This is a genomic window from Inquilinus sp. CAU 1745, assembly GCF_039839375.1.
In the GTDB taxonomy this organism is placed as follows: domain Bacteria; phylum Pseudomonadota; class Alphaproteobacteria; order DSM-16000; family Inquilinaceae; genus JBDOQU01.
Genome location: NZ_JBDOQU010000005.1, coordinates 16,438 through 43,330, shown reverse-complemented (window position 1 = coordinate 43,330; position 26,893 = coordinate 16,438). Strand labels below are relative to the sequence as shown.

The window sequence follows — 26,893 nt, the reverse complement described above, 5'->3', positions numbered from 1 at the left end:
CTGCCTCAGCCCTTCACCCTCAGCAGGCGCTGCTTCTCGCGCTGCCAGTCCCGCTGTTTCTGGGTTTCGCGCTTGTCGTGCATCTTCTTGCCCTTGGCGAGACCCAGGGAAACCTTCGCCAGCCCCTTGCGGGTGAAATAGAGCGACAGCGGGACCAGCGTGATCCCTTCCCGCTTCACCGCGCCCAGCAGGCGGTTTCGTTCCTTGCGATGGACCAGCAGCTTCCTCGGCCGCTTGGTTTCATGGTTGAAGCGGTTGGCCGGCCCATATTCGGGAATGTAGGCGTTGAACAGGAACAGTTCCCCCGCCATCTCGCCGGCATAGCTTTCTCCGATGCTGGCGCGGCCCTCGCGCAGCGACTTCACCTCACTGCCGGCAAGCATGATGCCGGCTTCGAGGGTTTCCTCGATGAAATAGTCAAAGCGCGCCCGCCGGTTCTGCGCCACCGTGCGGGACGACGGATCCTGAGGCTGGGGTTTAGCCATGGATCAGTTGATCAGGCCGGCATGCGCCATCGCGTCGCGGACCGCGTCTTTCGTCGCCGCGCCCAGTTCCACCAGCGGCGCACGCACCGCAGGCCCGGACTTGCCCAGCAGGCTGGCCGCATACTTCACCGGCGACGGGCTGCTTTCCAGGAATAGCGCACGGTGCAGCGGTGCAAGCCTGTCCCTGATGTCACCCATCGTCTTCAAATCCCCGCGCGACCAGGCGGCGTGCATTTCCGCGCACAGGCGCGGAGCGGCATTGGCCGTGACGGAGATGCAGCCATGGCCGCCCTGGGCGAGAAAACCGGTGACGGTGGCGTCCTCGCCCGAAAGCTGACAGAAATCGGCCCCAACCTCGACACGCGTGCGAAGCGGCCGGGCAAGATCGTTGGTGGCGTCCTTGACGCCCACGATGTTCGGCAGCTTCGCCAGGCGGGCCATCGTCTCGACGGTCATGTCGACGACGCTGCGCCCCGGAATGTTGTAGATGATGATGGGGATATCGACTGCATCATGGATGGCCTTGTAGTGCTGATAAAGACCTTCCTGCGTCGGCTTGTTGTAATAGGGCGTGACGATAAGGGCGGCGTCCGCCCCCGCCTTGCGGGCATGGTCGGTGAACTCGATCGCCGTGGCGGTGGAGTTGGAGCCGGCGCCGGCGATCACGGGCACGCGACCCTTCGCGACCTCGACGCAGAGATCGATCACCCGTTTGTGTTCGTCATGGCTGAGCGTGGGGGATTCCCCCGTCGTGCCGACCGGCACCAGGCCGTCGGTACCTTCCGCGATCTGCCACTCGACGAACGACTGGAAGCCTCGCTCGTCGATCGCACCGCCGTCGAACGGCGTGATGAGGGCGACCAAGGACCCATGAAACATGACGCAAACCCTATCAGGCTCTTCGGAAAGGCCGCGACCATAGCCGCTCGTATCTCCCTTGCCAAGCGCGCCACGGAAGCCGTCGCCGCGCTGGTTCTCCTGTGCCTGTCCACGACCGCCTGGGCGCAGGGCCCCCTGTCCGCGTCGGACGTCCAACTCTACCGCAACGCCTTCCAGGCGGCGGAGGCGGACGAGTGGGCAAGGGCCCGCCAGTTGGCCGCCGGCGCGGAAGCATCGCTTCCCGGCAAGGTCCTGCAATGGCTGGATCTTTCCCGCCCGAATGGGACCGCGCCTTTCCAGGCGATCGTCGCCTTCCTGGACGCCAATCCGGACTGGCCGGGAACCGGAACGCTGCGGCTGCGGGCGGAGAACGTGCTGCCGCCCGGCCTGCCGGCCGGGGAAATCACGGGCTATTTCGACAGGCACCCGCCGCTCACCTTCGACAGCGTGATGCGCTATGCAGCGGCGCTGGAGCAGACGGGGCGGACCGGAGAGGCCGTCGAGCTGATCCGGTCGCGCTGGACGGACATCCCGCTGACCGAAAGCCAGCAGACGCGGATGCTCGCGCGGTTCGGCACGGCCCTCACCGCGGCCGATCATCTTGAACGGCTGAATTTCCTGCTCTGGCGGGGCCGTTCGTCCGAGGCGCGGCAGATGATGCCCCTTGTCGACACGGGGCAGCGGCGTCTGGCCGAGGCGCGCATCCGGCTGGCGGAGCGGTCGCCCGGCGTCGACGCCGCCATCGAGGCCGTGCCGGCTTCGCTCTCCGATAATGAAGGGCTGCTTTACGAGCGCGCCCGCTGGCGTCGCTATTTCGACATGACCGAGGGCGCGATCGAAATCCTGAACCGTCAACCCGCCACCATCGCCGAACCGGAAAGGTGGTGGACGGAGCGAAATATCCTGGCCCGCCGCCTGTTCAACGAACGCGACTATCGGCGCGCCTACGAACTGCTGAGCGATCACCGGCAGGTCGAACCGCTGCCGGTTTCGGAAGCCGAATGGTTCGCCGGATGGCTGGCCTTGCGCTTCCTGGGCGACCCGTCGGCCGCGATCGGGCATTTCCAGACGATGTACGATATCGTCGGTACGCCGATCAGCCTGTCGCGCGGAGCCTATTGGCTGGGCCGGGCGCACGAGGCGGCGGGGAACGGCGCTGACGCGGAGAACTGGTATCGTTCGGCGGCCCAATACACGAACACCTTCTATGGCCAGTTGGCGGCGGGAGAACTGGGGCTGCCGACGGTGGTCTCCCTGCCGACCGAACCGGCCGTCCCCCCGGAGGCGACAGCGGATTTTGAAGAGCGGGAGTTCGTGCGGATCGTCCGCGCGCTGGACCAGCTGGGCGAGGACGATCTGGCGGATACCTTCCTGCGGCGGCTGGCGGGCGTCACCGACGATCCGATCGGCCATATGCTGGCCGGCCATCTGGCGCTGGAGCTGGACCGGCAGCACATGGCGATCCGCATCGCCAAGGATGCGACGCGGGACGGGCTGGTGCTGACGGAGACGCTCTACCCCTTTCGGCCGGTCGAGGCGATCCATCCGGCAGCCGATGAGGCGCTGGTCTTCGGGCTGATACGGCAGGAGAGCGAGTTCAATATCCGCGCCGTCAGCCGGGCGGGCGCGCTGGGGCTGATGCAGCTCATGCCGGCGACCGCGCAGGCCACAGCGTCCGATCTGGGCATTGCCCATTCCACCGCCATGCTGACCAACGACCCGGCGCACAACATCCGGTTGGGATCGGCCCATATGGTCGAACTGCTGGACAGGTTCCGCGGCTCCTACGTCGTTTCGGCGGCGGCCTATAATGCGGGCGCAAGCCGGGCGATCGACTGGATGGCGACATGGGGAGACCCAAGGGGCGGCGCGATGGACGTCTATGAGGTCGTCGACTGGATCGAATCCCTGCCCTTCCCGGAGACAAGGAACTACATCCAGCGGGTCCTGGAGAACACGGAAGTCTACCGCCTCCGCCTTGGCGGGGAGCCGGAGGTCGGCGGGCTGGAGCGGGACCTGACGCGATGAGCCTGGCCGGCGTGAAGGTCTGCGTCTTCGACGCCTATGGGACGCTTTTCGACGTGCATGCCCCGGCAGCCCGCCTGCGCGACAGGCTGGGGGACGGGGCCGACCGCCTGTCGGCGATATGGCGGGCGAAGCAGCTTGAATATAGCTGGTTGCGCAGCCTGATGGGGCGGCATGCCGACTTCCGACAGGTGACGGAGGAGGCGCTGGATTTCGCCATGGCGGAAACGAAGCTGGGCGGACCGGAGGAACGTCGCCGGCTACTGGAACTCTACCGAACGCTCGACGCCTATCCGGACGCCGGTCCCGCGCTTCAGTCCCTGCGCGCCCGCGGGTTCAGGACCGCCATCCTCTCCAACGGCTCCCCTGAGATGCTGGAGGACGCGATCGGCAGCGCCGGGCTTGGCGACCTTCTGGACGAGGCGCTGTCGGTGGAGGCGGCAGGGATCTACAAACCCAACCCTTCCGTCTACCGGCTGGCGACGGAAGCCTTCGCCGTCGCGCCCGAGTCTGTGTGCTTCGTTTCCTCCAACGGATGGGATGCAGCCGGCGCAGCAGCCTTCGGTTTCCAGGTCGCGTGGCTGAACCGTTTCGGTCGGCCGGAAGAGCGACTACCCTGGAAACCCCGCGCCACGATCACCGGCCTGGACCAACTGCCCGACCTTCTCACCGGAGCTTCCTGATGGACACCGCCGCCCCCTTAGAGCCCTCCCCGACCATCGCCGACATCGAAGCCGCCGCGCGGCGACTGGCCGGAAAGGCGGTAAGGACGCCGCTGCTGGAATCGCCCCTGCTGAACGACCGGCTGGGCCGCCGCCTGCTGGTGAAGGCCGAGCCTCTGCAGTGGACCGGCAGCTTCAAGTTCCGGGGCGCCTACGCGAAGATGAGCCTGATCCCGGCCGATCGCCGCCCGGCTGGCGTCGTCGCCTATTCCAGCGGCAATCACGCCCAGGGCGTGGCCGCGGCGGCCAGGCTGCTGGGGATGCCGGCGACCATCGTGATGCCGAAGGACGCGCCGGCGATCAAGCAGCGGAACACGGAGGCCTGGGGCGCGCGCATCGTGCCCTACGACCGCTACGGCGAGGATCGTGAGGCGATCGGCGCGGCGCTGACGCGGGAAAGCGGGGCGACGCTCGTGCCGCCCTATGACGATGTCGAGATCATCGCCGGCCAGGGCACCATAGGGCTGGAAATGGCCGAGCAGCTTGCCGAAGCCGACGTCGAGCCGTCCGCGATCCTGGTCTGCTGCGGCGGTGGAGGCCTCGTCGCCGGAACGTCGCTGGCCCTGTCGGTCCGACTGCCCGGCGTGCCGGTCTATGCGGTCGAACCGGAAGGCTTCGATGACACCGCCCGCTCCCTCGCCTCCGGCGAGAGGCTGGGCAACAGGCCGGAGGCCCGCTCGATCTGCGATGCGCTGCTGTCCCCGATGCCGGGAGCGATCACCCTGCCGATCAACCGGCGCACGCTGTCCGGCGGCCTCGCCGTCTCCGACGACGAAGTCCGCCGCGCGATGGCGGTCGCGTTCGAGACGCTGAAGCTGGTGGTGGAGCCAGGCGGCGCCGTTGCGCTGGCCGCCGCCCTGTCGGGCAAGGCCCCCGCCGGGGACGGGCCTCTGGCGGTCGTCTGCTCCGGCGGGAATGTCGATTCCGGGCAGTTCGCCGAAATCCTTCGGAATTATTCCTGAAGATCGATCAGGCTGCGTCCGGCACGAAGGAAGTTGGCGGGATTGCGCGGATCACCGTCGACGATGATCTCATAATGGACATGGGGGCCGGAGGACCGTCCGGTGCTGCCGACCCGGCCGATCACATCGCCCGCCTCAACCGCCTCGCCGACGGCGACATCGATGTCGTGCATGTGGGCGTAACGAGTCACGATGCCCAGACCGTGGTCGATATCGACCATGTTGCCGTAGGCGCCGTGGCGTCCGGCGAACACCACCGTGCCGGCTGCCGAGGCATGGATCGGGGTCCGCGACCGGGCGGCGAAATCCAGCCCCTCATGCCGGGAACGGCGACCCGTGAACGGATCGGTGCGCGCGCCGAACCCGCTGGACCGGCGATAATCGCCCAGTATCGGCACGCTGAGCGGCAGCCGGTTGGCGACGTCCCTCAGATCGCTCGCCCGATCGACGAGATCGACCAGTTCCGCGCCCAGCGTATCGTCGCCCTTGTCGTCCAGGTTAGGCGGAGACGGCGGAAGCGGGATCAGCGGACCGCCGACACCCGCCGTCGTGGGCGTCACGCCGCCGCGCAGACGCTGGATCAGGCTGTCTATGTCGAGCCCGGTATAGGAGAGGCTTTCCTCCATCCCCGCCACGTGGATGTCCGTCCGTTCGCGAAGCTGCGCCAGCAATTCCTGCTGTTCGATCCGCAGCCCGTCGAGACGGTCCCTCAGGATGGCGACCTCGATGGTCAGGGATGTCCGTTCCGATGCGATGCGCTCGGATCGCGCCCATTGGTCGAGCGCGCCGCTATAGACCGATCGCAGGGAGCCGGCCAGCATGCCGACGCGCGCCTGTTCTTCTTCCAGTGCGGCGCTGAGATCGGCCGCGCGCCGTTCCGCTTCATCCGCCCGCCGTTCCGCAGCCGATTTCGCCAGCGCCAGCGTCTCCACCCGCGCCGACAAGGCCTCGATATCCGCCTGGGCGTCGTCCAAGGCCGATTGGTTCTCGGCCAGCGCCGCTGCGAACTGCTCCGGCGGGATCATGGTCGCCGCCCACCACCCCGACGCCGCGGCGGCAATCCATCCTCCGAGAGAGAAGACGGCAAGCAAGGCGACAGTGCGGGACGGGGTAGGGAGTTTTCGGTTGCGGAGCCAGGTCAAAAGCGGTCTCGATCAATCACATACTGGGTTGCGGCAGCCAATCGTGGCGCACCTTTCGGGGAAAGCCTGAAGAATTCATGAATGGCGGGCGCCGGCGGCGCGACGTTAAGCAGATCGCGGGACGACCGCAACCGGCCGCGCCCGTGACAAATTGGCGATGATCCTGAACAGCTTCAGGAAGCGGCCAGCGGCTGGGGTGAGGACGCGGAATCCTTCATCGTCAGCTTCACCGCAATCGGCAGCCCGTCCCATTCGCCGTGATGCTGGATATGCGCCCGCGTGACCCACGCCGCCTTGCGGTGGATAAGCGGGACCAGCGGCAGGTCCTTCAGCCCCAGGCGCGAGGCCTGGCGCAGCAGGGCTTCCCTTCCGCCGGATTCCGGAAGCGCGTTGGCCTGGGCCAGCAATTGATCTATCCGCTCATTGACATAGCCGCCCCGGTTGGCACGTCCCGATCCGCGGACGGAATCGCGGCTGGCCAGCAGGCCGTTGACGGAATAGGACGCCTCCCCGACCCATCCGATCCAGGTGGCCAGCCAGATGCTGAACAGGCCGCGCGTCGCCTGGACATAGAAATCGTCGGTCGGCAGGACTTCGAACCGCGTCTCGATGCCGATCATCATCAGCATCTCGCAGATCGCGCGGAACAGCATCCTCCCGTTCAGGAGACAGCTTGCGGGACCGTGCAGGGTGACCGCGAACCCGTCCTTGTAGCCGGCTTCCGCCAGCAGCCCGCGCGCGCGCTCGAGGTCATGGGCCAATTCCCCGTCGATGGAGGGGTCGTGCCCGATATAGCCTTCCGGCATCAATTGTCCGGCCGGAGTGCTGAGGCCCTCCAGCACCACATCGGCGAGGAACCGCCGATCCATCGCCAGCGAAACCGCCTTGCGGACCCGCTGGTCGAGGAACGGGTTGCGATCGAGAGGCCGGCCCTGCCGATCCTTGACGAAGGGCGTGGTCTGGCGCGCCAGATCGAACTGTATATAGGTCAACCGGTTGGAGAAGCTGTCGCTGATCGCCAAATCCGACTCCCCGCGCAACGAATGCATGACTTCCGGCTGGGTGGTCGACAGAACGTCGACCTCCTTCCGCCAGAAGGCGTCGAGGGTCGCTTCCGCGCCGCCATACCAGCGCAACGCGACTTCCCGCCAGAGCGGCGGACGCCCCCAATAGCGCCGGTTGGCGTGCAGGATGACCATTGATCCCGAATCCCAGTCCGCTATGCGATAGGGCCCGGTGCCGACAAGCTGGGAAGGCTGGGAGATCGGCCCGCCCAGCGACCATGCGTCGTTCGCCCGCATGATCGACATGCGAACGAAGTTCCGCGGCAGGTCGGGATAAGCGCCTTCGGTGGTCACCTCCACCGTCCGGGAGTTGGGCGCCCTGACCGACCGGATGCCGTGCGTGTCAATATTGTAGAGTCCGTCCCGGTCCGGTATCTCGCGGAGCCGATCGAAGGTCGCCACGACATCGGTGGCGTCGAACGGCGAACCGTCATGGAACGACACGCCCTGGCGCAGGGTGAATTCCCAGGTGACGTCGTCGACCTGACGCCAATCGGTGGCAAGGCCGGGCTGAAGGCGGAAATGGGCGTCATAGGCGACCAGCGTGTCGAACACGTGGCCGCCGACGATCATGTTGCTGTCCTGGCTATGGAAATGAGGGTCGATGCAGGTCACCGGCCGGTCGAGCGCGATCGTCAGCCGGCGGGTGCCGTCCAGGACCTCCGCCCCGCTCCCGGCCGCGAGCATGTCGAGCGGCAGGAAGAGCCGGAACTCCGACCCCGAGCCGGGCGCGCTCTCCGCCTCAAGGAAGCCGCCCAGCATCGCCGCGAGCCGCCTCGAGATATGGAGACCGAGTCCCGTGCCGCCGTAATTGTCGGCGGTCATCGGATCGGCCTGCTCATATTCGTTGAAGACCTTGTCGAGTTGCTCCGGCGTCAGCCCGATGCCCGTGTCGCGGACCGTGAAGACCGCCCAGTCCGACCCTTCGCGCGAACGGTGGCTGAAGCAGAGATCGATCCGCCCGCCCTGGGGCGTGAACTTGATCGCATTTCCCAGCAGGTTGATCAGGATTTGCTTGCTGCGCACCGGGTCGGTCACCAGCCGCCCCACATCCCCGTCCGTCGCCACCGTCAGCGTGTTCCCGGCCGTCAGCGCCACCGGCGCCAACGTCCGGTTGAGGTCGACCAGTAGCCGCCGGACGTCCATCGGTTCCGTGTGGACGTCAAGCCGCCCGGCCTCCAGCTTGGAAAGGTCGAGAAGATCGTCGATCAGCCGCAGGAGGTGCAGGCTGCTGGCGCGGATGTCGCCGGCATATTCCACATATTTCGGCATGCCCAGCGGGCCGAGAAGCTGGTCGGCCAGCATCTCTGAGAAGCCGATGATCGAATTGAGCGGCGTGCGCAGATCGTGCGCCATGCTGGCGAAGAACAGCGACTTGTTGCGGTTGTTGTGCTCCGCCTTGTCGGCCCGTCCCTCCAGCGTATCGCGCTCCTCCGTCGAGCGGAGATAACGCTCCAACATCCCGGCGACCAGCGGGTCCAGCTGTCCTTCGTTCGTCCTTTCGGGGTCGGCTTTGCTGTCCTCATTCATCGGTCCGATCATGCCCCCTTCGATCGCCCCAATTCGGATTGGGTCCGATCATCATCCCTGCCAGATCGGCAGCATACCGAAATTACAGGATGTGGAGAACGCATCATCCAAAACCGCAGGGATATAATATTGCACGATATTTTGGTTAATTTGCCGAACGGCGACGCTGAATGTAATAATCGGTCTCGTTCCGACCCATTGGCCCCGAAGCCGACAAAGGAGAAACAGCCATGTGTCCTCCAGGGTGTCTCGAAATGGTTCGCCGCCGCCTGAACCGCCGCGACTTCTTCAAGGGCTCGGGGATCGCACTGGCCGCCGGCGGCGCGAGCCTGGCCCTGCCGGCGTCGCGGCCCCGCGCGGCGGAACCGCGCAGCTTCAGCAGCGTGGTCGATCTGACCCATACGCTGGTCGAGGATTTCCCGACCTATTTCGGCGACCAGCAGCTTTCGATCGAGACGCTGACGACCTTCGATCCGGACGGCCTCAATATGAAGCGCTGGACGCTTCACGAACATACCGGAACCCATCTGGACGCGCCGCTGCACTTCTCCGCCGACGGCGCGTCGGCGGACGAGATCCCCGTGGAGGATCTGGTCGTGCCGCTGGCCGTGGTCGACATAGCCGCTCGCGCGGCCGATGATCCCGACGCCCAGTTGACGCCCGACGACATCGCCGGATGGGAGGCCGAACACGGGCCGTTGCCCGAGGCCTGCTGCGTCGCGCTCCATTCCGGCTGGGATCGTCATGTGGCGACGCCGATGTTCCGCAACGCCGACGAGGATGGCGGGATGCATTTCCCGGGCTTCCATCCGGAAACGACCGACATGCTGGCGAGTGAACGGTCCGTGGTCGGAATCGCCGTCGATACGCTGTCGCTGGATTACGGCGCTTCGGCCGACTTCGCCGTCCACAATGAATGGCTGCCCAGCGGCCGGTGGGGACTGGAATGCGTCGCCAGCCTATCCTCGCTGCCAGCGGCCGGCGCGACCATCATCGTCGGGGGCCCCAAGATCAAGGGCGCGACCGGAGGCCCCAGCCGGATATTCGCCCTGGTCGCCTGATTCCGCCTTTTCCTTCCGTTAGGGAATTTCCCGGATGGTCGACGCGTAATCGCGACGCCGGGCGGCACGATGGCGGCCGGTTTCCGTGAGGCTGGAGACCTTGTTCCATGACCATGCCGGCATCTCCCCCATCCGACGGCCACCGGCCGGCCTGGCGCCGGTGCGCCGACCGGCTGTTCGACCCGGTCAGCGTCGCGTCGCTGGTCGTCTTCCGAATCCTGTTCGGGACGATCATGGTCTGGGAGGTGCTACGCTACGCCAATCGCGGATGGATCGAGGCGTTCTATCTCGATCCGGAATTCCTCTTCACCTATTACGGCTTCGAATGGCTGGCCCCGCTGGGCGGCGTCGGGCTCCACTGGCTTTTCTACGGCCTTGGCGTGCTGGCGGCGATGATCGCGGTCGGCGCGTTCTACCGGATCGCGACGATCCTCTTCTTCCTAGGCTTCACCTATGTCTTCCTGCTGGACCAGGCGCGCTACCTCAACCATTTCTACCTGGTCTCGCTGGTCGCCTTCCTGATGTGCTTCATTCCCGCGCATCGGGCATGGTCGGTGGATGCGGTCCTGCGGAAAGGCTTCTGGTCGGACACCGTTCCACGCTGGTCGATATGGCTTCTGATCGTCCAGTTCGAGATCATGTACATCTTCGCCGGGCTGGTGAAGATCAACGGCGACTGGCTGCGGCTGGAACCGATGAGCATGTGGCTCGGCAATCGCACCGACTTCCTCTTCATCGGTCCGCTGTTCGCCTATCAGCCCGTGGTCGCCATAGCCGCCTATGGGGTCATCCTCCTGCATGTCGTCGGCGCGCCGCTGCTGCTCTGGAAACGCACGCGGCCATGGGTGTTCTCGCTCTATGTCGCCTTCCACTTCGCCAACCACCTCCTGTTCCAGATCGGCATCTTCCCGTGGCTGGCGATCGCCGGGACGCTGATGTTCTTCGAGCCGGACTGGCCGCGACGCTTCGCCCGGCTGGCGCGCGATCGGTTAGCAGCCGCCGGAGCGGCGATCGGAGACATAGCAGACCGCGCTCGGAAGGCCGCGCCGCCCTATCGGGCTACGCCATCCCTAATCCTCCGGACGGTGGTCATCGCGGGTGTCGCCTGCTGGACGCTCTTCCAGATCCTGATGCCGATGCGCCACCACCTTTATCCGGGGGATACGAGCTGGCACGAACAGGGGCATCGTTTCGCCTGGCAGATGAAGCTGAGGCAGAAATCGGCGACGACGGTCTTCATGGTCGCCGACCCCGCCACGGGGGACGTATGGAAGATCGATCCGCTGGATTATCTGAGCGACCGCCAGGACCGCTACATGGCCGGCCGCCCCGACATGATCCTGCAGTTCGCCCATCATCTGGAGGATGTCTGGGCGGAGGAGTACGGGATAGAGGATGTCGAGGTCCGGGCGCTCAGCTTCGCGTCGCTCAACGGCCGGGAGCCGCAGCTTCTGGTCGATCCCTCCAGGGATCTGACGGAGATCGAACGCTCCCTCGCCCCTGCCGACTGGATCATGCCCCTGACCGAACCCCTGCGCCGCCCCGAAAGCCAGGTCGCGGACGGGGGCTAGCGCCGTCCCGTCAGCCGTCGTCTTCCGATCAAGGACAGTGTCAGGTTCCGCCCCGCGCGCAGCGACGGGTAGAGCGCCCGCGACAGGGCGGGGGAGCGGAAGATGGCGGCGTTCAGCCGGTTGAAGAGCCCCGACCGGCTACCGAGCATGGCCAGCACGTTCAGGCAGTCCGCGCCGTGATAGAGGCGGCCGCCCATCTTCAGCACCATGCCCTGGTCCAGGTCGAGTCCCGCTTCGCGGACCTCCTCCACCAGCGGCCCGCCCTTCCGCGCGTCGACCAGTTCCAGGACGCCGACCGACCGGCGCACCCTCACATACCGGGCATAGGCCGTGCAGAACGGGCACGCACCGTCATAGACCAGCCAGGCGGCCTTTGGAGGGTCTCCACTCATCCGGCCGAAGATAGGGCGGGATCGCGGATAAAGCGACGATTGCCCTATTCCGCCGACTGCGGCTTTGCGGATAGGCTTCATGTCCCATCCATCGGCGCGAGGCGAGATCATGACCTATATCCTCTACGGCGAACCCGGCAGCGGTTCCTTCACGCCGGAGGCGCTTCTGGCCGAAGCGGGCGCTGAGGTCGAGAAGAAGTGGCTGGACCTTTCACGGGACGAGCAGCTTGACGAGAACTACAAGCGCGTCAATCCGATGGGACGCGTGCCGACGCTGATCCTCCCCGACGGGACGATCATGACGGAATCCGCCGCGATCATCCTGACGATCGCGGAGCGCCATCCGGAGGCGGAGCTGCTGCCTCCGCCGGCCAGCCGCGAACGCGCGCTCGCCTATCGCTGGATGATGTTCATCGCGTCGAACATCTATGAAGCCGTCAGCCGGGAGGACTATCCCGCCCGCTTCACGACCGATCCGGCCGGCGCCGACGGGATCAAGGAAGCCGCTACGATGGAGCTTCGGCGGCTCTGGACGCTGCTGGACCGCACGCTGAACCCGTCGCCCTACGCGATCGGCGACCGCTTCACGGCGCTGGACGTCTATATCGCCAATCTCAGCCGCTGGATCGTCGGCGCGGAATGGCGAGCGGAACATTGCCCGCGGCTGGATCGCCTGGCCGAAGCCGTCGCCCAGAGGCCGAAGATCGCACCGATCTGGCGCGCCCATTTCGGCTGAAGAGAGAGGCTGCGAGGCCGCGCCGGAAGGAGAAGAACCGGGCGGGGTTTCGGCCGGCATCGACACCGTATGGATGCTGGATCAAGTCCAGCATGACATTGTTTTTGTTGGTCATTCCGGACTTGATCCGGAATCCATGCGATGTCGGACGCGAGTCCGGCATGACGATGGTGGTGGCTGCGAGGCCTTTCCCCCAAGCCTTCAGATAGCGTCCAGCGCCTGGCCGAGGTCCGCGATCAGGTCTTCGGCATGTTCGATGCCGACGGAGACGCGGATGGTGGAATCGGAGATCCCGATCCGCTCCCGCGTTTCCTTCGGCACGCCGGAATGGACGGTCGTGGCGGGATGGCAGACCAGCGATTCCGTCCCGCCCAGGCTGACCGCCAGCTTGAAGATGCGCAGCGCGTTCAGGAACTTGAACGCCTCCGCCTCGCCGCCGGCGATGTCGAAGGAGAAGGTGGTCCCGGCGGCCGAGCACTGCCGGTCGAAGAGGGCGCGGGCCGGGGTCCCCTCCTCCAGCAATGCTGGATAATAGACTTTCCGCACCGCCGGATGGTGGGACAGGAAGAAGGTGACGCTTTCGGCATTCCGGCAGGCGGCCGACATGCGCAGGGACAGCGTCTCCAGCGACCGGCCGATCATCCAGGCGGAATGCGGATCGAGCTGCGTGCCGATGGCGCCGCGCAGCATCTTCACCGGGCGGATCAGATCCTTCCGGCCGAGCGTCGCGCCGGCCACGAGGTCCGAATGACCGCCGACATATTTGGTCAGCGAATAGACGACGATGTCCGTGCCATGCTCCAGCGGCTTCTGGAAGATCGGGCCCAGCAGGGTGTTGTCGCAGACGACGATCGGGCGATGATCCTGGCGTTCGGCGATATCGTCGGCGACGCGCCGCACCAGCGCGAGATCGACCAGGCTGTTCAGCGGATTGGACGGCGTCTCGACCAGGATCACGGAGACTCGGCCTTTCGCCAGCGCCGCGTCGGCGGCGGCGCGCACCGCCTTCTCGTCCACCCCGTCGACGAACCCGACCGAGGCGATTCCGAAGGGCTGCAGCGTCTTGGCGATCAGCGTCTCCGTCCCGCCATAGAGCGGCTGGCTGTGCAGGATCACGTCGCCCGGCCGGGCGTAGGTGAGCAGCGTGGTCGAGATCGCGGACATGCCGCTGGAGAAGATCGCGCCGGATTCCGCCCCTTCATAGACGGCCAGCCGGTCTTCCACGATCTCGCTGTTGGGATGGTTGAACCGGGAATAGACGAGGCCCGGCGTCGCGCCCGGTTCGGGCTCCCGCCGGCCGGCGGTGTAGTCGAAGAAGTCGCGGCCGTCTTCCGCCGACTTGAAGACGAAGGTCGAGGTCAGGAAGATCGGCGGCTTCACCGCGCCTTCGGACAGCACCGGATCGTAGCCGTAGCCGAGCATCATGGTTTCGGGATGCAGGCGATGGTCGCCGATATGGTCCTTGCGATAGTCCGAGGGCATGGGATGCTCCTTGTTTCCGGGCCGCCGCCGGTGTAGGCGCGGCCGATTTGGGCCCGTGATAGGCTCTCGTCACCAACGCGGCAAGGATGGAGCGGTTTCGAAGCGAAGAGGGCGCGCCCATCGGACGCGCCCTCTTCCCGGTCCTCAGCCGAACACGACGCTGGGCAGCCAGGTCGCGAGCTGCGGGAAGAACCACAGGAGCGCGATGCCGGTGATCTGGAGCAGCACGAACGGCGCGACGCCCTTGTAGATGTCCGTCGTCTTCACCTCCCGCGGCGCGACGCTGCGCAGGTAGAACAGCGAGAAGCCGACCGGCGGGGTGAGGAAGCTGGTCTGAAGATTGACGCCGATGATGACGCCCAGCCACACCGGATCGATGCCCATCTTGAGCAGGATCGGCGCGGTCAGCGGCATCACGATGAAGATGATCTCGAACGTGTCGAGGATGAACCCCAGCACGAACATCAGGATCATCACGAACAGCATGGCGCCGATGGCCCCGCCCGGAAGCTGGGCCAGGAATTCCTCCAGCAGCACGTCGCCACCCAGCGTCCGGAAGACCAGGGCGAACAGCGACGCGCCGAACAGGATGATGAAGACCATGGAGGAAATCTGCATGGTCGAGACCATGACCTGGCGCAGCGTCCGGTAGTTCAACTGCCTGTTGAGCGCCGCCAGGACCATCGCGCCGACCGCGCCGACCGAGGCCGATTCCGTGGGCGTGGCAACGCCGGCGAGGATCGAGCCGAGAACGGCGATGATCAGCAGGAAGGGCGGCAGCAGGGAAACCAGCACGTCGCGGCCCAGGTTGGCCTTGTCCTCCGCCGTCATCACCAGCGCCGGGGCCGCCTTGGGCCGGAAGGTGGCGACGATGAGCGTATAGAGCAGGTAGAGCACGACCAGCGACAGGCCGGGGATGAAGGCGCCGGCGAAGAGGTCGCCGACCGAGACGACGCTGGGCGCGAAGTTGCCCAGCTCGCGCTGCGCCTCAGCATTCGCGCCCTGGATGATGTCGCCCATGAAGATGAGGACGGTCGAGGGCGGGATGATCTGCCCCAGCGTGCCCGAGGCGCAGATGATGCCGCTGGCCAGCTTCGGGCTGTAGCCGGCCCGCAGCATGGCGGGCAGCGACAGGAGGCCCATCGTGACCACGGTCGCGCCGACCACGCCGGTCGAGGCGGCCAGCAGCGCGCCGACGATGATGACGGAGAGGCCGAGGCCGCCGCGCATCGACCCGAACAGCTTGCCCATCGTCTCAAGGAGGGCTTCCGCGATCTTCGATCGTTCAAGCACCACGCCCATGAAGACGAAGAGCGGCACGGCGACCAGCACCTCGTTCGTCATGTAGCCGAACCAGCGCGGCGTGATAAAGCCGAAATCGCGGGGATCGAAGACCCCGAAGGCATAGCCGATGCCTGCAAACAGTAGGGAGACGCCGGCCAGCGTGAACGCCACCGGGAACCCCAGCATGAGGAAGCCGATCACGCCGAAGAACAGGGTGACGCTCAGAATCTCGCCGATAAGAACCGGATCCATGATCTTCAGGCCCCTTCCCTGTGCTCAACGTCGGCTTCCGGCATGCCGCCGGGAAGAAGGTCCTGCCGCCCGCCGAGGACGACGATGCTGCGCGCGGCGAGCGACAGCCCCTGGAGGCCGACCAGCCAGACGAAAAGCAGCACGCAGGTCTTCAGGACGAAGAGGCCCGGCATGCCGCCGACATTGCTGGAGGCTTCATGGAGCCCCCAGGACCGCATGACGTAGGGCCAGCCGCAATAGCTGACGACGGCGACCAGCGGCAGCAGGAACAGGCAGACGCCGATCAGGTTGATGATCGCCTTATAGCGGGGGCTGGCCGGGTGATAGATGATGTCCACCCGCACATGATGTTCGTGCCGAAGGGCATAGGATGCGCCCAGCGTGAAGACGGCGGCGTGGAGCCAGACGTAAAGGTCCTGCATCCAGACGAAGCCGATGGAGAAAGCGTAGCGCAGGACGACGACGGAAAAGCAGACGGCGACGACGCCGATCGTCAGCCATGAGACCAGACGACCGACCCGGTCGCTGAAATCGTCGACCAGCCGCACGAACAGGACGAGTGCGGACAATTGGACCTCCCAGGAATACCCCCTACTCCGGACGGTAAGGCCGCCGCCGGGGGGCATCGCTTTAGCGGACCCGTTCGATAATTGCCAGCCTCTTGGGAGAGACCTCGCCACATACAAGTCTGGCGCGTAGCCGAACCGAAAGAATGTTCCGGAAACGAAAAAGCCCCGGCACGAACGCCGGGGCCCTTCCGTAGTCGAGTCGGGTTCGGGTTCAGGCCCGGCCTTCGCCCTTCACCTTGCGCACCAGCGACCATGCGGCTGGCAGCAGCGAGGCTGCCAGCGCCAGCTTCAGCGCGTCGCCGATGAGGAACGGATAGAACCCGCCGGTAAGCGTGGCCTGGAGATCATGGGTCCAGGCAAGGTGCAGCCAGGCGAGGCCCGGCAGGTAGATCAGCGCGTTGCCGATCAGCAGCGCAAGCGCCGCCGTCGCGACCTTGCGGCCCCAGCCCAGATCGGCGAGGAAGCCGACCGCCGCGCCACCCAGCAGGAAGCCGAAGATGTAGCCCATCGTCGGTCCACCCGTCAGGAAGGCCTGGCCGCCGGCGAAGACCGGCATCCCCATCGCGCCTTCCAGGATGTAGAGGCCGATCGCGGCGGCGGCCAGCCGGCCGCCATAGGCCATGCCGAGCACCAGCGTCGCGAAGGTCTGCATGGAAACCGGCACCGGCCACATCGGCACCTGGATCTGCGCGCTGACCGCCATCAGGGCCGATCCGGCGAGGACCAGCAGGATATTGCGGAGCCAGACCTGCCGCCCCTCGGCCGGCCACACGGCGGCCATCAGGGAGGCGCTTCCCAGGGAGTTGGTTTGTGTCGTCATCGGCCTTCTCTCGTCCTTTCGGATCTTCCATGAACCGCCGCTTCCTATAGTCCCGACGGTCGCCCAAGTAAATCTTCGGGAGGTTTTCCGGCTGGTCACCCCCGACCTGATCGGGGGTCCAGGCGCCTTGCCGGTTGCCGCCTTCACCGGAAGGGGGGCGGCTGTTCGATCGTGCCCCTGGATGCCCGATCAGGTCGGGCATGACGTTCCTCCACGTCAGGTTCGTCTAGCCGAAGCGGTTGGCCTTGGGGAAGCCCTTGGGAACGAGGCGGCCGGTCTGGGCGCGTTTGCCGATGGCGGCCAGGAGTTCGTCCCGCGTGAAGGTGCGTCGGCCCCAGGAGAGGCCGGTCTCCATCGGGAAGGTGACGAGGTCGGCCAGGGTCGCGCCCAGATATTTCTGCAGGATCACGCCGCGGCCGCGCGCCATTTCCGGCACCTCCTCCAGCGGGAAGCAGAGCAGCTTCCGGTTCGTCCCCAGCACGGCGACCCAGTCGCCGGCGACCGGCGCGCAGATCGCCGCCTCCACGTCGCCGGAGACGTTCAGCACCTGTTTCCCGGCGCGGGTCTGGCCCAGCACGTCGGCCTGGCGGACGACGAAGCCCCTGCCGTCGGCCGAGGCGACCATAAGCTTCCCTTTCGGATCGTGCCGGAACATGGTCACGATGTCGGAATCGTTGCCGAGATCGACCATGAGCCGCACCGGCTCCCCGAACCCGCGCCCGCGCGGCAGCTTGTCGGCCGCGAGCGTATAGAAGCGCCCGTTGGTGGCGAACAGCACCAGCCTGTCGGTGGTTTCCGCGTGGAGGACGAACTTCTCCCGGTCACCATCCTTGTACTTCACTTCCGACACGTCGGCGACATGGCCCCGGACGCTGCGGATCCAGCCCTTGGCGGAAAGGAAGATCGTGATCGCCTCCCGCTCCACGAACGCTTCCAGCGGCACCACGACCGCCGACGGAGCCGATCCCACTACCGTTCGGCGGCGGCCGATAGCGGTATCCTTGCCGAACTTCTCCCGCGTCTCCCGGACCTGGAGGGCGAGCGCGCGCCAGCGGCGGCCTTCCTTCGCCAGCAGGTCGACAAGGTCCGCCCGCTCCGCCGAGAGCGCCTCATGCTCCTTCCGGATCTCAATCTCCTGGAGCTTGTGGAGGGCGCGGAGGCGCATGTTCAGGATGGCGTCGGCCTGGGTTTCGGTCAGCCCGAAGCGGGCGATCAGCTCGGCCTTCGGTTCATCGGCCGTCCGGATGATGTGGATCACCTCATCCAGGTTCAGATAGGCGATCAGGTAGCCGGCCAGCACCTCCAGCCGCTGATCTATCTTCTCCAGCCGGAATTGCGAGCGGCGGACCAGCACCTCGTGCCGATGGTCCAGGAAGGCGTCCAGAGCCTCCTTCAGATTCATCACGCGCGGCACGCCGGAAGCGTCCAGCACGTTGAGGTTGAGGCTGATCCGGCTCTCAAGCTCCGTCTGACGGAACAGGTGCTCCATCAGCATGCCGGCGTCGACATTCCGGCTCTTGGGAACGAGGACGAGGCGGATATCCTCCGCCGATTCGTCGCGCACATCCTCCAGGAGCGGCAGCTTCTTCGCCAGCAGAAGGTCCGCGATTTTCTCCACCAGCCGCGATTTCTGGATCTGGTAGGGCACCTCCGTCACGACGATCTGGTACTGGCCGTGGCCCAGATCCTCCTTCATCCAGCGCGCCCGGACACGGAAGCCGCCACGGCCGGTGGCATAGGCCTCCCGCACAGCGGCGGGCGTCTCCACCAGTTCGCCGCCGGTCGGGAAATCGGGCCCGGGGACGAAGCGGATCAGGTCGTCTACCGTGACCTCACCGCCCTTCTGGCGGGATTCGATCAGATGAAGCAGCGCGTCGCACAGCTCCCCCGCATTGTGCGGCGGGACGGAGGTCGCCATGCCGACCGCGATGCCCTGGGAGCCGTTGGCCAGCAGGTTGGGGAAGGTCGAGGGGAGGACCACCGGCTCCTCCCCATCCTCGTCATAGGTGTTGCGGAAATCGACCGCGTTCTCGTCGATCCCGTCCAGCAGCGCCTGGGCGACGGCGGTCAGCCGGGCTTCGGTGTACCGCATGGCCGCGGCGTTATCGCCGTCGATATTGCCGAAATTGCCCTGCCCGTCGACCAGCGGGTAACGCTGCGCGAAATCCTGCGCCAGCCGGACCAGCGCGTCATAGACGGACTGGTCGCCATGCGGGTGGAACTTACCGATGACGTCGCCGACCACGCGGGCGGACTTCTTCGGCGCGGAGCCGGGATCGAGCCGCAACTGCCGCATGGCGAAGAGCAGCCGGCGATGGACCGGCTTCAGCCCGTCGCGCACGTCGGGCAGCGAGCGGGAAGTGATGGTCGACAGCGCGTAGCTGAGATACCGGTCGCCCAGCGCGGTGGCGAGCGGGATCGGCTGGATGTTCTGCGGGACGGCCTGGGCGTCGGAATTCTTGGTCATGATGTCGGCAAGCTACCAGATGTGGTGGCCATCTTGCGATAGCGTTCTACAAATCGTTCCCTGGCGGGCGGGACGTTTAGATGCGCCTGGGCGAAGAGGTTGCGGGCGAGGAAATGGCCCGTCATCTCCAGCCCGGCCAGGATGGCGGGCGGATCGGCCTCGCCGCGTCCGACCAGGAAGCCGGGCAGCGGCAGCAGCCGGTCGCGATAGGGCTCCCCCGCCGACAGCGACACCGCCCGGCCGGAGCGAGGGCTGACCCAGGCCAGGGAATCATTGACGCCGGTCGCGGCGCAACGCTGGAGATCCAGCCCGAACCCGAGCGCGCCCAGCAGCCCGATCTCCCACTGGACATAGGCAGCGTCCCAGAAATCCCCCTCCAGCGCCGACAGGAGGGCGTCGAAGCCCTGATGGATGGCGGGATAGGGCGCGCGTTCGGGCAGCGCCGCCTCGACCAGCGCGCAGGCGGAGGAGAGCGCCGCCAGCCGCAGCGGGTCGTCGATCAGCGCCGCCGGTCCGCCGTCCAGCGGCTCCAGCGCGTAGCTTCCCAGATGGTCGGAGAGCCGTGCCCGCCATGCGGCCCTGACGCGCGCGCCGGGCTGGAGCTGGGCGCGCAGGCGCTGGCCCCGCGCCAGCCCGGCATGGCGGCCGTGCCCTTCGGTCATCAGCATGACGATGGAGCCCGTCTCCCCATGCCGGCGGGCGGAGAGAACGATGCCGTCATCCTGCCAGTCCATCGCGGTCTCAGCCCTCCGCCGCGCTGGGGGCGGCGACGCGGTCCTCCGTCCCTCGCCGGAAGACGGCGAGGGCGTAGAGCAGGCTGGCCGCGCCCAGCGCCAGCAGCAGCCCGTGGGGATGCCACAGCCGCATGGCGCCGCCGCTGACCAGCGGGCCGACGATCATGCCGATGGTGTAGGCCAGGATGTAGACCGTGTTCGCGGAGGCGAGGTCGCCGTCCTGGAACCGTTCGCCCAGCAGGATCAGCCCCAGCGTATAGAAGGCCGCGACCGAGCCGCCCCAGATGAACAGCACCGGCCAGACGGCGTAGGGCAGTTCCAGCGCCGGGGCGACCAGCGCGATGCACAGCGCCGACAGGAGCGCGACGATCGCCAGCACCCGGCCCCTGTCCATCCGGTCCGCCATCCAGCCGATCGGCGCCTGGAGCGCGATCGCCCCGGCGGAGAAGACGGAGGTGAGCAGGACCGCCGTCGCGGAATCGAAGCCGCTCGCCAGCCCGTAGATCGGGAAGAGGGAGAAGACCGACCCCTCCCCCACTCCGCAGAGGAAGGCCGCGCTGACGGCGAGCGGCGCGGCGCGGAAGGCCGAGCGCAACGCGCCGCGCGCGGCCGGCTTCTCCAGCCGGGGCGCCAGGCGGCGGGCGAGCAGCAACGGGACCAGCGCCGCGGCGAGGATGCCGGCCGCGATAAGGAAAGGCAGCGCGCCCTCCGTGCCGATCAGCGTCAGCAGCAGCGGGCCGCCGGCGATGCCCGCGCCCCAGACCGTGGCGTAGAGGCCGACCACGCGGCCGCGGCTGCCCTCCGCCGGCAGGGCGTTGATCCAGGTTTCGCTGACCACCCATTCCAGCGCGTTGCCGATGCCCATGGCGAAGCGCAGCGCGAGGATCAGCCCCAGCGCGGCGGTGAACGGGATCGACAGCAGCGCCAGCGCGGACAGCGCCGTCCCCAGCGCCAGCGCCGGCACCGGGCCCATCCGGTGGATCAGCGCCGGGATGAACGGGCCGACCAGCAGGATCGCGCCGGCATAGATGGCCGCCGCGACTCCGACCACGAAGGTGGAATGGCCCAGCCGCTCCAGCGTCAGCGACACCAGCGGCGTCGCCATGCTGATCGTCAGCCCGACGCCGAACGCGCCGGACAGCACGGCCGTCAGGCAAAGCGCGCGTTCGGTCGGGGTGAGGTCACGGCCGGTCATGGGGCAAGGTCGCTCCGGTCAGCGGGAAGAAAGGCCGGCAGAGTGGCCTTGTTCGGACATGCCGTCACGTAGGGAAATGTTCCTGCGATGTGTCATCATTTGTCATCATTCGTCATCATCGTGCCGGGCCATGATCGGCGGCGATGGGGCGGCGACGGTGGTATGGACCCCGGATCAAGTCCGGGGTGACGAAAAAAAAACGTCATCATTTGTCATCATTCCATGCCGCGTCGTCATCACACTCTCTCCGCCGACAGGACAGAACCTCACCCAATATATGAATTTAAGCCTAAACTGCAATCCCGGGCTCAAGAGGGAGCAAATGCCCCTGATGCTCGCACAGGTCCGCCCTCACCAACGTCGTCATACTGGACTCCGGATCAAGTCCGGGGCGACGAAGAAGGGTGGGACGGTGCGGCGGCGGGGGTCAGATACCTAGCGAATGGCCGATCCGCGCCATCACGTCGGCCAGCAAGGATGCCGGGGCCTTGCCGATCGGGTCGGCGCGGCGGGTTTCGATCGTGGCGATCTTGCTGGCGCGAACGACCGACGGCGCGGGCAGGCCGGCCTCCGGATAGCGGTCGCCGAAAGGAACATCGTCGGACCAAGACCGGTTTTCGGCGCTGGTGATCATAGCCACCCACAGCAACGTCGCCCGATCCCCCAGCGGCCCTTTGGAAACGACGAGAGCCGGCCGGTGCTGTCGGGTTTCCCTGTCTGTGTAGGGAAAGGGCACACGAACGATATCGCCCTGTTCAAAGTCCGGCATAGGCCTTCCTGTCGGCCTCGCCATTCCATTCGTCGAAGGTCGCGAACGGGTCATCGATGACGGGATCGGCGCGAGAAAGGATCACGCATCCATCCTCGATCCGGTAAGCCAGCGCATCGCCTTCCTTGAGGTGCAGGGCGGCGCGAATCGGCTGCGGGATCGTCGTCTGCGATTTGCTCGTCAGTCGGCTGGTGATCATGGCATTCCTCCGTGCGATCCCAAATGTAAGGAATATCCTTACGCGAAGCAAGATTTGGCTCCACCCTAAGACGAAGAAGGGTCCTAAGGCGCATCGACATTGCCCGGCGTTGGTCTAGAATCACTCCTGTCCTGAAACGATCATCGTGCGGGAGGGCCTCATGCGGCAGGAGATCATCGCCCTATACGACGAATACACCCACAAGGGGATGGACCGTCGGTTGTTCATGGAGCGGCTGGCCGCACTGGCGGGCGGGATGGCCGCCGCGGCCGCGCTGGTGCCGCTGCTGGAGGCGAACTACGCCCATGGGGCGATGACGGAGCCCGACGACCCGTCGCTGACGACGGAGCGGGTTTCCGTGCCGACGGACAGCGGCGAGCTGGCGGGCTACCTGGCCAAGCCGGCCGATGCTTCCCAGCCGCTGCCGGCGATCATCGTGGTGCATGAGAACCGGGGGCTGAACCCGCATATCGAGGATGTGGCGCGGCGGGCGGCGAAGGAAGGATTCCTCGTCCTGGCGCCGGACTTCCTGTCCTCCCTGGGCGGCACGCCGGACGACCCCGACGCGGCGCGGGAGATGTTCGGCGGGCTGGACATGGACCAGGTGACGGCGCAGGCGCGGGCGGCGATCGACTGGCTGGCGGCGCGGGAGGACAGCAACGGCAATGTCGGCATCGTCGGTTTCTGCTGGGGCGGCGGGGTCGTCGGCCGGGTCGCCGTGGCCGCGCCGGAACTGGATGCTGGCGTCGTCTTCTACGGCCCCGCACCGCCTTCGGAAGAGGTGGCGTCCATCCAGGCGCCGCTGCTTCTGCACTATGCCGGGCTGGACGAGCGGATCGGCGCCGGCGTGCCGGATTTCGAGGAGGCGCTGGAGGCGGCGGGGAAAACCTACACGCTGCATATGTATGAGGGCGTCAACCACGCCTTCCACAACGACACGTCCGAAGCGCGCTATGACGAGGAGGCGGCGACCCTGGCCTGGGAACGCACCATCGCCTTCTTCAAGGAGACGCTGGCCGGCTGATTTCGCCTTTTTCGCCTGTGACCACGGATGCAAGGCGGCGTTCGGTCGCAAGACAGGATGCGCAATCGACCCGGCCACGGGATCGGCGATAGTCGACATCGTGTTTAGAGGAGTGCGCCACCCGCCACGGTAGAGCCCGACGAAAGGCCAGGATGCCATGGATTTCGACCCGCTGCTGCTTTCCCGCCTGCAGTTCGCCTTCACGATCGCGTTCCACATCCTGTTCCCGTCCTTCACCATCGGGCTGGCGAGCTGGCTCGCCCTGCTGGAGGCGCTGTGGCTGAAGACGGGGAACGAGGACTACCGGACGATCTACAAGTTCTGGGTCAAGATATTCGCCATCTCTTTCGCCATGGGCGTCGTGTCCGGCGTGGTGATGAGCTACCAGTTCGGCACCAACTGGAGCCGGTTCAGCGAGATCGCCGGCAGCATCATGGGTCCGCTTCTGAGCTATGAGGTGCTGACCGCCTTCTTCCTGGAAGCGTCGTTCCTGGGCATCATGCTGTTCGGCTGGAACAAGGTGGGGCCGAAGCTGCATTTCGTGGCGACGCTGGCGGTCGCCGTCGGCACCCTGATCTCCACCTTCTGGATCCTGTCGGCCAACAGCTGGATGCAGACGCCGCAGGGCTATGAGATCGTGGACGGGATATTCCACCCGGTCGACTGGTGGGCGATCGTCTTCAACCCCTCCTTCCCCTATCGCCTGGTCCATATGACGCTGGCGGCCTACCTGACGACCTGCTTCGTCATCGGCGGCGTTTCGGCCTGGTATCTGTGGCGGGGCGTCCATGTCCGGCTGGCCCGCATCATGTTCTCCCAGGCGATGGGCTTCGCCGTGATCGTCGCCCCGGCGCAGATCGTCGCCGGGGACTTCCACGGGCTGAACACGCTGGAGCACCAGCCGGCGAAGGTCGCGGCGATGGAGGGCCATTGGGAGACCGGGACCGTCCCGCTTCTGCTGTTCGCGGTGCCCGACGAGGAGGCGGAGGAAAATCATTACGAGGTGGCGATCCCCCATCTGGGCAGCCTGATCCTGACCCACAGCCTGGACGGGACGGTGACCGGGCTGAAGGATTTCCCGCCCCAGGACCGGCCGCCGGTCGGCTGGGTGTTCTACGCTTTCCGCATCATGGTCGGCATCGGAATCCTGATGGCGTTCGTCGGGCTGTCCGGCGTCTATCTCCGATGGCGAGGGCGGCTCTACGACACGCGGTGGTTCCAGTATCTCTGCATGGCGATGACGCCGGCGGGCTTCGTCGCCATCCTGGCCGGCTGGACGGTGACGGAGGTCGGCCGGCAGCCCTACGTGATCTACGGGCTGCTGCGAACGGCCGACGCCGTGTCGCCCGTGCCGGGGGCCAGCGTCGCGACCTCCCTCGCCTTCTTCATGATCGCCTACGCCGCGGTGTTCGGCGCGGGGACCTACTATCTTCTGAGGCTGATCGGCCATGGCCCGGTCACGGCGGCCCCCGCCCACACGGCCGACGACATGGCCAAGAGACCGAGCCGCCCGATGTCGGCGGCCGACGAGCCTCCCATCGAAACCGCGGAGCGCCAGCCATGACCGAGATGCTTCCCATCATCTGGGGCGGAATCATCGCCTTCGGCATCGCCATGTACGTGCTGATGGACGGATTCGATCTGGGCATCGGCATCCTGTTCCCGTTCCGGAAGGACGAGGGCGACCGCGACGTCATGATGAACACGGTCGCGCCGATCTGGGACGGCAACGAAACCTGGCTGGTCCTGGGCGGAGCCGGGCTTTTCGGGGCCTTCCCGCTGGCCTACGCCGTCATCCTGCCGGCGCTCTACCTGCCACTGCTGGTCATGCTGATCGCGCTGATCTTCCGGGGCGTGGCGTTCGAGTTCCGTTTCAGGGACGAGCGGCACCGGCCGGGATGGAGCCTGTCTTTCATCCTGGGTTCCGTCCTGGCGACCTTCGCGCAGGGCGTGGCGCTGGGAGCCTACGTCCAGGGTTTCGAGGTTTCGGAGCGGGCGTTTTCCGGCGGCGCGCTGGACTGGCTGACGCCCTTCAGCCTGATGACAGGGGCGGCGCTGGTCGCCGGATACGCCCTTCTGGGCGCGACCTGGCTGGTGATGAAGACGGAAGGCGAGCTTCACCGCTGGGCGCGGAAGGCGGCGGAGCGGGTGCTGATGCTGGTGGTTGCGTTCATGGCCGTGGTCAGCCTGTGGACGCCGTTCCTGGAGAACGATTTCCAGCAGCGCTGGTTCTCCTGGCCCAACATCGCGATCCTTTCGCCTGTGCCCCTGGCCGTGGCCGCCGTCTCCTGGGGCATCTTCTCCGGCCTGAGGCGGGGCGCGGACTGGCGGCCCTTCGTCCTTTCCATGGCGCTGTTCCTGCTGGGCTTCCTCGGCCTTGCGATCAGCATATGGCCGAACGTCATCCCGCCCGAAATCTCGCTCCAGGAAGCCGCCGCGCCACCGGAGAGCCAGATATTCCTTCTGGTCGGGGTGGTCATCGTGGTGCCGATCATCCTCGCCTACACGGCCTATACCTACTGGGTCTTCCGCGGGAAGGTGACGGAAGATGCCGGATACCACTGATCCGGATACCACTGATCGGCCCCTATGGCTGAAGCTGGCCTGGTTCGCCGGGCTGTGGCTGGCCGGGCTGGCGACGGTGGCTGCCGTGGCCTACGGGCTGCGGCTGCTGATGGGGCTGTGACGGTTCGGAATAAACTCGCCATCGGGACGTCGTGAAACTGTAACAAATCCCGTCGTCCCGAGTTCATGCACCATGGATATCCGCCGATACCGCCGCGAGGAAGCCGGCGCCGCCTTGCTGGCGGCCGGCATCATCGCCGCTCTGATCGCCATCGTCATCCTGTTCCCCGCCAGCCGCACGGTCCTGTCGACGGAGGACGGGGTGGTGGAGATGGCCGGCGCGTCTTTCTTCCTGACGGCGGCGATCGCGGCCCTCTACTCGCTCATCCGGCGCGGCTACGCCACCAATTTCCTGCTGCTGCCGATCGTGCTGGGCGTCGTCGGCGCGCTCAGCGAGGTCAGCTTCGGGGCGCGGCATCTGGGGACGCCGGTGCCGGAGATGTATGGCGGCGGCGAGCTGGATGGCGCGCATGACCTGATCGTTCTGGCGGCGCGGCTGCTGGAGACGTTCTGGATGCAGACGCCTTATCTGACGGCGGGCGCGGCCCTGCTGGCGATCGGCATCCTCGGCGCGATCGTCTGGCGGCTGCGCGACGCGCTGGAGCGAGCGGCGGGATATCTGTGGATCCATCACCGCCTGCTCTATCTGTTCGCGGCGGTGCTGGGCCTGGCGCTCGCGATCGACACGGCCATCCAGCATCCGGCGATGCGGCCGGTCGAGGAGATCATGGAGATGGCGGCGGCGCTGGTCCTGCTGTTCTACGCCCTCGCCCTGCACCGCAAGCCCAGGACGATCGAGACGGGGTCGCTGCCGCTGTTGCGCAACCTCGCCGGCCGGATGACGGGGCGAAGCGCGGGCTAAAGGCGGCGAAGCGCCCTCCAACGGCCCTGACATCGATTTGTT

The 26,893-nt window shown here is 66.6% G+C and carries 25 protein-coding genes; 11 read left to right on the top strand and 14 right to left on the bottom strand.

Annotated elements, in window-relative coordinates:
- Positions 1-5: 5 nt before the first annotated feature.
- The gene (gene smpB, locus AAFN89_RS07770; protein WP_347537691.1) at positions 6-485 is read right to left on the bottom strand and encodes an SsrA-binding protein SmpB; all 480 of its coding nucleotides are present in this window, start codon (positions 483-485) and stop codon (positions 6-8) included.
- 3 nt (positions 486-488) lie between these two features.
- Positions 489-1,364 carry a 4-hydroxy-tetrahydrodipicolinate synthase gene (gene dapA / locus AAFN89_RS07765; protein WP_347537689.1) on the bottom strand — a complete coding sequence of 292 codons (876 nt, stop codon included), beginning with the start codon at positions 1,362-1,364 and terminating at the stop codon, positions 489-491.
- Between dapA and AAFN89_RS07760 the strand changes: the two genes are divergently transcribed.
- From AAFN89_RS07760 to AAFN89_RS07750, 3 genes are read left to right on the top strand one after another with little or no spacing between them, the layout of a single operon-like run.
- Positions 1,356-3,392, top strand: a complete 2,037-nt coding sequence (locus tag AAFN89_RS07760; protein ID WP_347537687.1) for a transglycosylase SLT domain-containing protein — start codon at positions 1,356-1,358, stop codon at positions 3,390-3,392. The genes dapA and AAFN89_RS07760 overlap by 9 nt on opposite strands.
- Complete coding sequence (locus AAFN89_RS07755) at positions 3,389-4,072, top strand: haloacid dehalogenase type II (protein ID WP_347537685.1); 684 nt, start codon at positions 3,389-3,391, stop codon at positions 4,070-4,072. The genes AAFN89_RS07760 and AAFN89_RS07755 overlap by 4 nt, the downstream gene beginning before the upstream one ends.
- Positions 4,072-5,073 (top strand): threonine/serine dehydratase, encoded by a 1,002-nt coding sequence (locus AAFN89_RS07750; protein ID WP_347537683.1) that lies wholly within the window; start codon positions 4,072-4,074, stop codon positions 5,071-5,073. The genes AAFN89_RS07755 and AAFN89_RS07750 overlap by 1 nt, the downstream gene beginning before the upstream one ends.
- Here the strand turns inward: AAFN89_RS07750 and AAFN89_RS07745 are convergent.
- A complete protein-coding gene (locus AAFN89_RS07745; protein ID WP_347537681.1) occupies positions 5,064-6,098 on the bottom strand; it encodes a peptidoglycan DD-metalloendopeptidase family protein in 1,035 nt (344 codons plus the stop codon). The two genes, AAFN89_RS07750 and AAFN89_RS07745, sit on opposite strands and share 10 nt — an antisense overlap.
- A gap of 290 nt (positions 6,099-6,388) precedes the next feature.
- Positions 6,389-8,821, bottom strand: coding sequence for an ABC transporter substrate-binding protein (locus AAFN89_RS07740; RefSeq protein ID WP_347537679.1), 2,433 nt, complete (start codon positions 8,819-8,821; stop codon positions 6,389-6,391).
- Positions 8,822-9,063: 242 nt separating this feature from the next.
- Between AAFN89_RS07740 and AAFN89_RS07735 the strand changes: the two genes are divergently transcribed.
- On the top strand, positions 9,064-9,870 hold the full coding sequence (locus tag AAFN89_RS07735) for a cyclase family protein (protein WP_347537674.1): 807 nt from the start codon (positions 9,064-9,066) through the stop codon (positions 9,868-9,870).
- A 107-nt stretch (positions 9,871-9,977) separates the two neighbouring features.
- On the top strand, positions 9,978-11,441 hold the full coding sequence (locus tag AAFN89_RS07730) for an HTTM domain-containing protein (protein WP_347537672.1): 1,464 nt from the start codon (positions 9,978-9,980) through the stop codon (positions 11,439-11,441).
- On the opposite strand, the gene AAFN89_RS07725 is transcribed toward AAFN89_RS07730, so the two are convergent.
- Positions 11,438-11,914 carry a DCC1-like thiol-disulfide oxidoreductase family protein gene (locus AAFN89_RS07725; RefSeq protein ID WP_347537670.1) on the bottom strand — a complete coding sequence of 159 codons (477 nt, stop codon included), beginning with the start codon at positions 11,912-11,914 and terminating at the stop codon, positions 11,438-11,440. The two genes, AAFN89_RS07730 and AAFN89_RS07725, sit on opposite strands and share 4 nt — an antisense overlap.
- On the opposite strand from AAFN89_RS07725, the gene AAFN89_RS07720 reads away from it, so the two are divergent.
- On the top strand, positions 11,913-12,569 hold the full coding sequence (locus AAFN89_RS07720; RefSeq protein ID WP_347537668.1) for a glutathione S-transferase family protein: 657 nt from the start codon (positions 11,913-11,915) through the stop codon (positions 12,567-12,569). The genes AAFN89_RS07725 and AAFN89_RS07720 overlap by 2 nt on opposite strands.
- Before the next feature lie 201 nt (positions 12,570-12,770).
- On the opposite strand, the gene AAFN89_RS07715 is transcribed toward AAFN89_RS07720, so the two are convergent.
- From AAFN89_RS07715 to AAFN89_RS07675, 9 genes are all read right to left on the bottom strand, one after another.
- Positions 12,771-14,051 carry a cystathionine gamma-synthase family protein gene (locus AAFN89_RS07715; protein WP_347537666.1) on the bottom strand — a complete coding sequence of 427 codons (1,281 nt, stop codon included), beginning with the start codon at positions 14,049-14,051 and terminating at the stop codon, positions 12,771-12,773.
- Positions 14,052-14,195: 144 nt separating this feature from the next.
- Positions 14,196-15,587, bottom strand: coding sequence for a TRAP transporter large permease subunit (locus tag AAFN89_RS07710; protein WP_347537664.1), 1,392 nt, complete (start codon positions 15,585-15,587; stop codon positions 14,196-14,198).
- A 5-nt stretch (positions 15,588-15,592) separates the two neighbouring features.
- Positions 15,593-16,156, bottom strand: coding sequence for a TRAP transporter small permease subunit (locus tag AAFN89_RS07705; RefSeq protein WP_347537662.1), 564 nt, complete (start codon positions 16,154-16,156; stop codon positions 15,593-15,595).
- 211 nt (positions 16,157-16,367) lie between these two features.
- Positions 16,368-16,976, bottom strand: a complete 609-nt coding sequence (locus AAFN89_RS07700) for a biotin transporter BioY (RefSeq protein ID WP_347537660.1) — start codon at positions 16,974-16,976, stop codon at positions 16,368-16,370.
- Between the two features lie 226 nt (positions 16,977-17,202).
- The gene (gene parC / locus AAFN89_RS07695) at positions 17,203-19,443 is read right to left on the bottom strand and encodes a DNA topoisomerase IV subunit A (protein ID WP_347537658.1); all 2,241 of its coding nucleotides are present in this window, start codon (positions 19,441-19,443) and stop codon (positions 17,203-17,205) included.
- Positions 19,440-20,177, bottom strand: a complete 738-nt coding sequence (gene recO, locus AAFN89_RS07690; RefSeq protein WP_347537656.1) for a DNA repair protein RecO — start codon at positions 20,175-20,177, stop codon at positions 19,440-19,442. Before recO ends, parC begins: the two co-directional genes overlap by 4 nt.
- A gap of 7 nt (positions 20,178-20,184) precedes the next feature.
- Positions 20,185-21,372 carry an MFS transporter gene (locus AAFN89_RS07685; RefSeq protein WP_347537654.1) on the bottom strand — a complete coding sequence of 396 codons (1,188 nt, stop codon included), beginning with the start codon at positions 21,370-21,372 and terminating at the stop codon, positions 20,185-20,187.
- Positions 21,373-21,799: 427 nt separating this feature from the next.
- The gene (locus tag AAFN89_RS07680) at positions 21,800-22,141 is read right to left on the bottom strand and encodes a type II toxin-antitoxin system PemK/MazF family toxin (RefSeq protein ID WP_347537652.1); all 342 of its coding nucleotides are present in this window, start codon (positions 22,139-22,141) and stop codon (positions 21,800-21,802) included.
- Entirely contained in the window at positions 22,128-22,340 is a 213-nt protein-coding gene (locus tag AAFN89_RS07675; protein WP_347537650.1) for a type II toxin-antitoxin system PrlF family antitoxin, read from the bottom strand. Before AAFN89_RS07675 ends, AAFN89_RS07680 begins: the two co-directional genes overlap by 14 nt.
- Before the next feature lie 160 nt (positions 22,341-22,500).
- Between AAFN89_RS07675 and AAFN89_RS07670 the strand changes: the two genes are divergently transcribed.
- The 5 genes from AAFN89_RS07670 to AAFN89_RS07650 all read left to right on the top strand — a co-directional run bounded on the left by AAFN89_RS07670 (position 22,501) and on the right by AAFN89_RS07650 (position 26,851).
- A complete protein-coding gene (locus tag AAFN89_RS07670; RefSeq protein ID WP_347537648.1) occupies positions 22,501-23,364 on the top strand; it encodes a dienelactone hydrolase family protein in 864 nt (287 codons plus the stop codon).
- A gap of 157 nt (positions 23,365-23,521) precedes the next feature.
- Complete coding sequence (locus tag AAFN89_RS07665) at positions 23,522-24,928, top strand: cytochrome ubiquinol oxidase subunit I (protein ID WP_347537646.1); 1,407 nt, start codon at positions 23,522-23,524, stop codon at positions 24,926-24,928.
- Complete coding sequence (gene cydB, locus AAFN89_RS07660; protein WP_347537644.1) at positions 24,925-25,929, top strand: cytochrome d ubiquinol oxidase subunit II; 1,005 nt, start codon at positions 24,925-24,927, stop codon at positions 25,927-25,929. The genes AAFN89_RS07665 and cydB overlap by 4 nt, the downstream gene beginning before the upstream one ends.
- Positions 25,913-26,050 (top strand): DUF2474 family protein, encoded by a 138-nt coding sequence (locus AAFN89_RS07655; protein ID WP_347537642.1) that lies wholly within the window; start codon positions 25,913-25,915, stop codon positions 26,048-26,050. The genes cydB and AAFN89_RS07655 overlap by 17 nt, the downstream gene beginning before the upstream one ends.
- A 72-nt stretch (positions 26,051-26,122) precedes the next feature.
- Complete coding sequence (locus tag AAFN89_RS07650; RefSeq protein WP_347537640.1) at positions 26,123-26,851, top strand: hypothetical protein; 729 nt, start codon at positions 26,123-26,125, stop codon at positions 26,849-26,851.
- Positions 26,852-26,893: the final 42 nt, after the last annotated feature.

What these genes read in the sequence shown, in the direction of transcription:
- smpB (WP_347537691.1), bottom strand. Translation starts at nt 485, where the DNA reads ATGGCTAAACCCCAGCCTCAGGATCCGTCGTCCCGCACGGTGGCGCAG.
- AAFN89_RS07760 (WP_347537687.1), top strand. Translation starts at nt 1,356, where the DNA reads ATGAAACATGACGCAAACCCTATCAGGCTCTTCGGAAAGGCCGCGACC.
- dapA (WP_347537689.1), bottom strand. Translation starts at nt 1,364, where the DNA reads ATGTTTCATGGGTCCTTGGTCGCCCTCATCACGCCGTTCGACGGCGGT.
- AAFN89_RS07755 (WP_347537685.1), top strand. Translation starts at nt 3,389, where the DNA reads ATGAGCCTGGCCGGCGTGAAGGTCTGCGTCTTCGACGCCTATGGGACG.
- AAFN89_RS07750 (WP_347537683.1), top strand. Translation starts at nt 4,072, where the DNA reads ATGGACACCGCCGCCCCCTTAGAGCCCTCCCCGACCATCGCCGACATC.
- AAFN89_RS07745 (WP_347537681.1), bottom strand. Translation starts at nt 6,098, where the DNA reads ATGATCCCGCCGGAGCAGTTCGCAGCGGCGCTGGCCGAGAACCAATCG.
- AAFN89_RS07740 (WP_347537679.1), bottom strand. Translation starts at nt 8,821, where the DNA reads ATGATCGGACCGATGAATGAGGACAGCAAAGCCGACCCCGAAAGGACG.
- AAFN89_RS07735 (WP_347537674.1), top strand. Translation starts at nt 9,064, where the DNA reads ATGGTTCGCCGCCGCCTGAACCGCCGCGACTTCTTCAAGGGCTCGGGG.
- AAFN89_RS07730 (WP_347537672.1), top strand. Translation starts at nt 9,978, where the DNA reads ATGACCATGCCGGCATCTCCCCCATCCGACGGCCACCGGCCGGCCTGG.
- AAFN89_RS07720 (WP_347537668.1), top strand. Translation starts at nt 11,913, where the DNA reads ATGTCCCATCCATCGGCGCGAGGCGAGATCATGACCTATATCCTCTAC.
- AAFN89_RS07725 (WP_347537670.1), bottom strand. Translation starts at nt 11,914, where the DNA reads ATGAAGCCTATCCGCAAAGCCGCAGTCGGCGGAATAGGGCAATCGTCG.
- AAFN89_RS07715 (WP_347537666.1), bottom strand. Translation starts at nt 14,051, where the DNA reads ATGCCCTCGGACTATCGCAAGGACCATATCGGCGACCATCGCCTGCAT.
- AAFN89_RS07710 (WP_347537664.1), bottom strand. Translation starts at nt 15,587, where the DNA reads ATGGATCCGGTTCTTATCGGCGAGATTCTGAGCGTCACCCTGTTCTTC.
- AAFN89_RS07700 (WP_347537660.1), bottom strand. Translation starts at nt 16,976, where the DNA reads ATGACGACACAAACCAACTCCCTGGGAAGCGCCTCCCTGATGGCCGCC.
- parC (WP_347537658.1), bottom strand. Translation starts at nt 19,443, where the DNA reads ATGACCAAGAATTCCGACGCCCAGGCCGTCCCGCAGAACATCCAGCCG.
- recO (WP_347537656.1), bottom strand. Translation starts at nt 20,177, where the DNA reads ATGGACTGGCAGGATGACGGCATCGTTCTCTCCGCCCGCCGGCATGGG.
- AAFN89_RS07685 (WP_347537654.1), bottom strand. Translation starts at nt 21,372, where the DNA reads ATGACCGGCCGTGACCTCACCCCGACCGAACGCGCGCTTTGCCTGACG.
- AAFN89_RS07680 (WP_347537652.1), bottom strand. Translation starts at nt 22,141, where the DNA reads ATGCCGGACTTTGAACAGGGCGATATCGTTCGTGTGCCCTTTCCCTAC.
- AAFN89_RS07675 (WP_347537650.1), bottom strand. Translation starts at nt 22,340, where the DNA reads ATGATCACCAGCCGACTGACGAGCAAATCGCAGACGACGATCCCGCAG.
- AAFN89_RS07670 (WP_347537648.1), top strand. Translation starts at nt 22,501, where the DNA reads ATGCGGCAGGAGATCATCGCCCTATACGACGAATACACCCACAAGGGG.
- AAFN89_RS07665 (WP_347537646.1), top strand. Translation starts at nt 23,522, where the DNA reads ATGGATTTCGACCCGCTGCTGCTTTCCCGCCTGCAGTTCGCCTTCACG.
- cydB (WP_347537644.1), top strand. Translation starts at nt 24,925, where the DNA reads ATGACCGAGATGCTTCCCATCATCTGGGGCGGAATCATCGCCTTCGGC.
- AAFN89_RS07655 (WP_347537642.1), top strand. Translation starts at nt 25,913, where the DNA reads ATGCCGGATACCACTGATCCGGATACCACTGATCGGCCCCTATGGCTG.
- AAFN89_RS07650 (WP_347537640.1), top strand. Translation starts at nt 26,123, where the DNA reads ATGGATATCCGCCGATACCGCCGCGAGGAAGCCGGCGCCGCCTTGCTG.